The sequence below is a fragment of the Streptomyces sp. NPDC059456 genome, from assembly GCF_042750055.1.
GTDB lineage: Bacteria > Actinomycetota > Actinomycetes > Streptomycetales > Streptomycetaceae > Streptomyces.
Window position 1 is genome coordinate 7,890 of sequence record NZ_JBHYVA010000165.1, and the last position, 5,948, is coordinate 13,837.

The window sequence follows — 5,948 nt, forward strand, 5'->3', positions numbered from 1 at the left end:
GGTACCAACCCTGGGGGGGGCTCCTGTGCCCCCCCCCCTGGGGGGGGCACCCCACAGGAGTCTTTCACCCCCGCCCGGTTCCCAACGCGCCACCCCGGGGGCGCGAGGCGCCGAAGCGCGCGGCGATCTCCTCGGTCCGCAGGACGCTGCCCGGCGGGTGCTCGCCCGCGGTGATCGCCAGGCCGAGCGTGTCCAGCACGTGGGAGTGGAGGCCCTGGCCTTCAGTGGTCATGGCGTAAGCGTACGGTGACCACCTGGCGGGCAAAAGATGTGATGTTTTCCGCCGGACTCTTGAATAAGTACTACTTAATCGGCTTGAGTGAGGGCGCACGAACGATGTCGACGAAGACGGCGAGGTACGACGTGAGCGGCACCGGGCGCGTGCTGGTGGTGATGGGCGTGGCCGGCACGGGCAAGACGACCGTGGGCAGGCTGCTCGCGGACGCGCTCGGCCTCCCCTACGTGGAGGGGGACGCGTTCCATCCGGCGGCCAACATCGCCAAGATGTCCGCCGGCATCCCGCTGGACGACGCCGACCGCCGGCCCTGGCTGGACGCCATCGACGCGTGGATCCGGGAACGGCCCGCGGGAACGGGCGCGGTGCTGGCCTCGTCGGCGCTCAAGCGCGCCTACCGCGACCGGCTGCGCGGCGCCGCGCCCGACGCGGTGTTCGTGCACCTGACCGGTGAACGCGCGCTGATCGAGCGGCGGATGGCGGCCCGTACGGGCCATTTCATGCCGGCCGCCCTGCTGGATTCGCAGTTCGCCACGCTGGAACCGCTCCAGCAGGACGAACTCGGCGTCGTCGTCGACGTGTCCGGATCACCCGAGGAGATCACCGAACGGGCCCTGGCCGCGCTGTCCGCGCTGCCGGGCGCCGGGCGGCCCGCCTCCGCCCCCCGAGAAGAGTGAGGAACCCCCACCCGTGACAGGTCTCAGCGTCGAGATACTGGCCGCGGCCGCGCCCGCCCCGATCACCTCGGCCGGGGACACCCGGCTGGGCGTGGCCGTCCTCGCGGCCATCGCGGTCATCGTCCTGCTCATCACCCGCCTCAAGCTGCACGCCTTCCTGGCGCTGACCGTCGGCTCGCTCGCCCTCGGCGTGTTCGCGGGCGCCCCGTTGGACAAGACCATCGCCAGTTTCACGGCCGGGCTCGGCGCCACGGTCGCGGGGGTCGGCGTACTGATCGCCCTCGGTGCGGTCCTCGGCAGGCTGCTCGCGGACTCCGGCGGCGCGGACGAGATCGTCGACACCATCCTCGCCCGGGCCAAGGGCCGCGCGATGCCCTGGGCCATGGTGCTGATCGCCTCGGTGATCGGACTGCCGCTGTTCTTCGAGGTCGGCATCGTGCTGCTGATCCCGGTGGTGCTGATGGTGGCCAAGCGCGGCAACTACTCGCTGATGCGGATCGGCATCCCGGCCCTGGCCGGCCTGTCCGTGATGCACGGGCTGATCCCGCCGCACCCCGGCCCGCTCGTCGCCATCGACGCGCTGCACGCGAACCTCGGCATGACCCTCGCCCTCGGCGTGGTGGTCGCGATCCCGACGGTGATCATCGCCGGGCCGCTGTTCTCCCGGTACGCGGCCCGCTGGGTGGACGTCCCGGCGCCCGGGCACATGGTCCCGCAGCGGCCCTCGACGGAGCTCGCGCACCGGCCCCGGTTCGGGGCGACGGTGTGCACGGTGCTGCTGCCCGTCGCGCTGATGCTGGTCAAGGCGCTCGTCGACATCGTTGTCGGCGACCCGGACAGCGGCGTGCAGCGGGTCACGGACGTCGCGGGCTCCCCGCTGATCGCCCTGCTCACGGCGGTGCTGGTGGGCATGTTCACCCTCGGCCGGGCGGCCGGGTTCACCAGGGAGCGGCTCTCCACGACCGTCGAGAAGTCGCTGGCCCCCATCGCGGGCATCCTGCTGATCGTCGGCGCGGGCGGCGGCTTCAAGCAGACCCTGATCGACGCCGGCGTCGGCGCGATGATCCTGGACCTGTCGAAGCAGTGGTCGATCCCCGCCCTGCTGCTGGCCTGGCTGATCGCCGTCGCCATCCGCCTGGCCACGGGCTCGGCGACGGTCGCCACGATCTCGGCGGCCGGCCTGGTGGGGCCGCTCGCCGCCGGCATGCCGGCCACGCAGACCGCCCTGCTGGTGCTGGCGATCGGGTCCGGCTCGCTGTTCTTCAGCCACGTCAACGACGCCGGGTTCTGGCTGGTCAAGGAGTACTTCGGGATGACCGTCGGACAGACCGTCAAGACCTGGTCGGTGATGGAGACCATCATCTCGGTGGTCGGCCTGGGCTGCGTCCTGCTGCTGTCACTCGTCCTGTAGCTGCGCGGCGGCCACGGCCAGACCGTTCGCCGCGGTGGCGCAGCGGTCGGCCAGTGCGGCGACCTCGGCGCGGAACGCCTCGGCCCGCGGGCCCCGCCGGTCCAGCGCCTCGGCCGCCGCGTGCAGCCGCCGCGCGTGGGCGTGCAGGGCGGCGGAGTGGCCGCGCAGGCCGTCGGCCGGGTCCGGCGGGCCGTGCCGCAGCCGGGTGGCCGGGCTCACCGGCTGCGCCAGGGCTGGACGAGGAGGATGCCGCCGGTCCCGATGAGGCCGATCGTGTGGACGCACCCCTTGTGCGGGGCGGCCGGGCCGGGGCCTGCGTCAGGGCCCGGCGCGTGCGCGCCGTCCCGGTCGCGCTCCCGGTCGTGGTCCCGGTCGTGGTCCCGGTCCCGGCCGAGGAAGGCCCGGACCGCGGCACCGAGTCCGAGCAGCGGCCGGGCGGGCACCGCCCGGCCGGTGGCCACCTGCCAGCCGGCGTGGTCGTTGAACGGGTTCGCGTCGGTCAGGGCGTGCCAGGCGATCAGGTCCGCGAACGACGGGGACAGCAGCGCGAACGCCCGCTCGGCTCCCCGGTCCCGCACGAGCCGGCGGAACACCCGTACGGCCGCCGCCTGCCGGTCCTCCTCCACGGCCCGCAGGATCGCCGCGCAGTCGGGGTCGTCCAGCAGATCGGGGCGTTCCGCGCTCGCCACCCGGATCCGGGCCTTGAGGCCGCACACGGCGAGGCTGACCGCGAGGCTCTCCCGGCCGGTGAGGATCCCGGCGTACCAGCCGGCCCGTGCGACACCCCGGCCCCGCGGGGCCCAGCCCAGGCCCGCCGGGTCGGTGAGGGTGTGCAGCAGGGTGCGCCAGCCCTGCCGGGAGCGGGCGCGGGCGCGGCGGCGGCTCAGGACGGCGGCCGGGAGCCGGGCGCCGAGGGCCAGTTCGGAAGCGTGCCGGGCGGCCTCACCGACCGCGTCGGCGGCCTCGGCGAGCTCGCGGCACAGGGCGTCGAGCAGTTCGCCGTCCGGGTCGGTGGGCGCGGAGGTCGCGGCGTCGGACATGGAATCCTCGCGGGATGTCGGAGGGGAGGGTGGCGTCAGCGGCGGTCGAGGGTGAGCCGGATGCCGCGCGGATCCAGTGCCGACGGCAGCGGTCCGGGCGGGTCGAGGACCGGGCGGGCGGCCGTGATGCGGCGGCGGCGCAGCACCTCGGCGCAGAGCGCGGTGGTGATCAGCAGGCCCAGCCGGTCGCCCGGGCAGCGGCTCCGGCCGTGGCCGAAGGGGGCCATCCGGATGTCCTCGTCCGCGCCGGGGCTCTTCCAGCGGCCCGGCACGAAGACGTGCGCGGCGGGCACGTGCTGCGGATCGCGCTGGTGGAAGTGGGCGGGCAGCAGGACGGTGGTGCCGGCCGGGTGGCGCACGCCCCGCCACTCGGTCTCGGTACGGGTGACGCGGATCAGGTCGGGCACGGCCGGATACAGGCGCAGGCACTCCCGTACGCAGGCGCGCAGCCGCGGCAGTTCCCCCGGGGCCGCGGATCCCGCGGCCGCCACGGCCTCGGCGGCCGCGGCGTCCTGCTCGGCGGGGTGGGCGGCGAGCAGGAGCAGGGTGCGCAGCAGGGTGGCGGGGATGCCGTCCATGGCCTGCAGGGCCTGGTCCGCCCCGCCCGTGTGGGCGGGCGCCGTCCGGCCGGGCGGGGTGTGCCCGTCGGCCGCCGCACGCTCCCCGCCACGGCGGCGCAGCCGGCCGAGCAGACCGGTGAGGTGCTCGTCCGCCCGGGCGGGCACGCCGTCGCCGAGCACGATCCGCCGGGCGGCGCGGGCCACGGCGTGCCGGGCGCGGGCCAGGTCGAGGGTGGCGGCGGCGGTCAGGTGCCGGGCCTCCTCGGCGAGGACGCCGAGGACGGCGGCGCAGGCAGGGGCTCCGCCGGTGCCCGTACCCGTTCCCGCGGCGGGAGCGGTGGCGGCGGCCGGGGTGAGGACGTCTCGGGGGTAGCAGTCGTAGAACTGCCGGAGTTCGGGCCGGTCGAGCAGGACGAGCACGGGGCCGGACAGCCCGCGTACGAGGACGGGCGCCCCGTCGTCGCGGTCGCGCAGGGCGCGCAGCGCGTCGGCGGAGAACACCGGGCGGGCGCCGCCGGAGCCGCGGCCGCGGACGAACAGCGGGAGGGCGCGGCCGGCCGCGGACCGCACGGACCCGGCGCGCCCGGCCCGCGCCCGCTGCCCGCGCGAGACGGCCGACTGGGTCGTACCGGGACCGGTCATCGCAGCACCACCTCCCTGGGATCGGGCCGCCGGACCGCGGGCCCGGGCGGCGGGGTCCTCCGGCGGGGCGGCCTCGTGGAGCGTGCGCATCCGTGTACCTCCGCGCGCGGCCGGAAACCAACGGTCGGTGACATCGAGCTCACCGTACGTCGGCCTCGCGGGGACCGCGCCCCGAGTGCGGGCCGGGTGGCCGGACGCTTCAGCGGGGGCCGGACGCTTCAGCAGGGGCCGGACGCTTCAGCGGGGGCCGGGGCGAAGGCCGCCTCGCGGAAGTCCCGGCGCAGCGGGCCCGGGGGGCGGGTGGGCAGGAGCGCCGCCCAGCGGTCGAGCCGCGGGCAGACCCAGACCGTCGGGGCCTCGCCGCAGGACCAGGTGCCGTGCGCGGCCGGGTGCCAGAGCAGGCCGCGGGCGGGGGTCAGTTCGCCCGTGCGGATGCGCAGCGAATCGGCGATCCAGGCGCGGGTGAGGGGGTGGTCCGCCGGGGAGAGGAGGTGGCTCAGGAAGCGGACGAGGTCGGCGGTCGGCGCGTGGAGGGTGCCGTCGGCGAAGCGGGTGCCGGTCATGCCGAGGGGGTGCCAGATGCGGGTGGTGGCGAGTTCGGCGAGGGGGCTGCCGGTGAGGTGCTCGGCAAGGCGGGTGAGCGCGGTGTGGGCCGCGGGGCCGGTGGAGTGGCTGAGCAGGTGGTGCGCGGTGGTGCCGGCCGGGCTGTCGGCGGCGGCTTCGGCTCCGTACGCCGCGAGCGGGGTGTGCAGCCGCAGCACGTCCTCGGCGACCAGGCTCCCGATCACCGGCCACAGGGCCAGCACGGGAATCAGCCCGCCGACGTCGGGGTCCGGGCCGGCCGGCGACGACCCGCCGTGCATCCCGTCCGGACCCCCGACCGCCCATCCGGCCCCGGGATCCGCCTCCTGCACCACCCGCCGCACCCGGTCCACCACATCGGCACCGCCGCCCGCCCCGGGCCCGGCGACCCGCCCACGCGCACCGGCCACTGCGGACGCGACAGCAGCTCCGGGCCCATCGGCCGCTCGGCCGGCTTCGGGTCCGCCGCCCGCTTCGGCCGCGAGCGCCGTTTCCGGTGCGCCCGCCGCTTCGGACGCGGCCAGCGCCCCGGACGCGGCCAGTGCTCCGGACGCGACGGCCCGCTCGGGGCCATCGGCTGCTTCGGGGGCGGTCGGCGGAGGGTCACCGGCGGTCGCTTCGGCCGGACCGGGCGCTTCGGCCGGACCGGGCGGTTCGGGTGGTTCGGCCGGCCCGGGCGCGGAGGTCCGGGCGCTCTGGAGCGTCATGGTTCCTCACGCTAACCACCGCCGGGCCGGGCTCCCCGGCGCGGCGCCCCGAAGCGGTGCGGATTCGGTCCGGGCCACCCGATTGCCCGCCGCC

General features: G+C 76.5%; 6 protein-coding genes and 1 pseudogene. 2 read left to right on the forward strand and 5 right to left on the reverse strand.

What is annotated here, in order from left to right; all coding sequences use genetic code 11:
- Positions 1-95: 95 nt before the first annotated feature.
- Positions 96-232 (reverse strand): annotated as a pseudogene (locus ACFXA3_RS16910) (GntR family transcriptional regulator); the annotation flags it as partial.
- 104 nt (positions 233-336) lie between these two features.
- Between ACFXA3_RS16910 and ACFXA3_RS16915 the strand changes: the two are divergent.
- Positions 337-912 carry a gluconokinase gene (locus tag ACFXA3_RS16915; protein WP_385187469.1) on the forward strand — a complete coding sequence of 192 codons (576 nt, stop codon included), beginning with the start codon at positions 337-339 and terminating at the stop codon, positions 910-912.
- A gap of 13 nt (positions 913-925) precedes the next feature.
- Complete coding sequence (locus ACFXA3_RS16920; RefSeq protein WP_385187471.1) at positions 926-2,323, forward strand: gluconate:H+ symporter; 1,398 nt, start codon at positions 926-928, stop codon at positions 2,321-2,323.
- Here the strand turns inward: ACFXA3_RS16920 and ACFXA3_RS16925 are convergent.
- The 4 genes from ACFXA3_RS16925 to ACFXA3_RS16940 form a co-directional block, all read right to left on the reverse strand.
- The gene (locus ACFXA3_RS16925; RefSeq protein WP_385187473.1) at positions 2,309-2,542 is read right to left on the reverse strand and encodes a hypothetical protein; all 234 of its coding nucleotides are present in this window, start codon (positions 2,540-2,542) and stop codon (positions 2,309-2,311) included. The two genes, ACFXA3_RS16920 and ACFXA3_RS16925, sit on opposite strands and share 15 nt — an antisense overlap.
- Positions 2,539-3,363 carry a hypothetical protein gene (locus ACFXA3_RS16930; RefSeq protein WP_385187474.1) on the reverse strand — a complete coding sequence of 275 codons (825 nt, stop codon included), beginning with the start codon at positions 3,361-3,363 and terminating at the stop codon, positions 2,539-2,541. Before ACFXA3_RS16930 ends, ACFXA3_RS16925 begins: the two co-directional genes overlap by 4 nt.
- 35 nt (positions 3,364-3,398) lie before the next feature.
- The gene (locus tag ACFXA3_RS16935; RefSeq protein ID WP_385187476.1) at positions 3,399-4,565 is read right to left on the reverse strand and encodes a cytochrome P450; all 1,167 of its coding nucleotides are present in this window, start codon (positions 4,563-4,565) and stop codon (positions 3,399-3,401) included.
- A 218-nt stretch (positions 4,566-4,783) separates the two neighbouring features.
- Entirely contained in the window at positions 4,784-5,854 is a 1,071-nt protein-coding gene (locus ACFXA3_RS16940) for a hypothetical protein (RefSeq protein WP_385187478.1), read from the reverse strand.
- Positions 5,855-5,948: the final 94 nt, after the last annotated feature.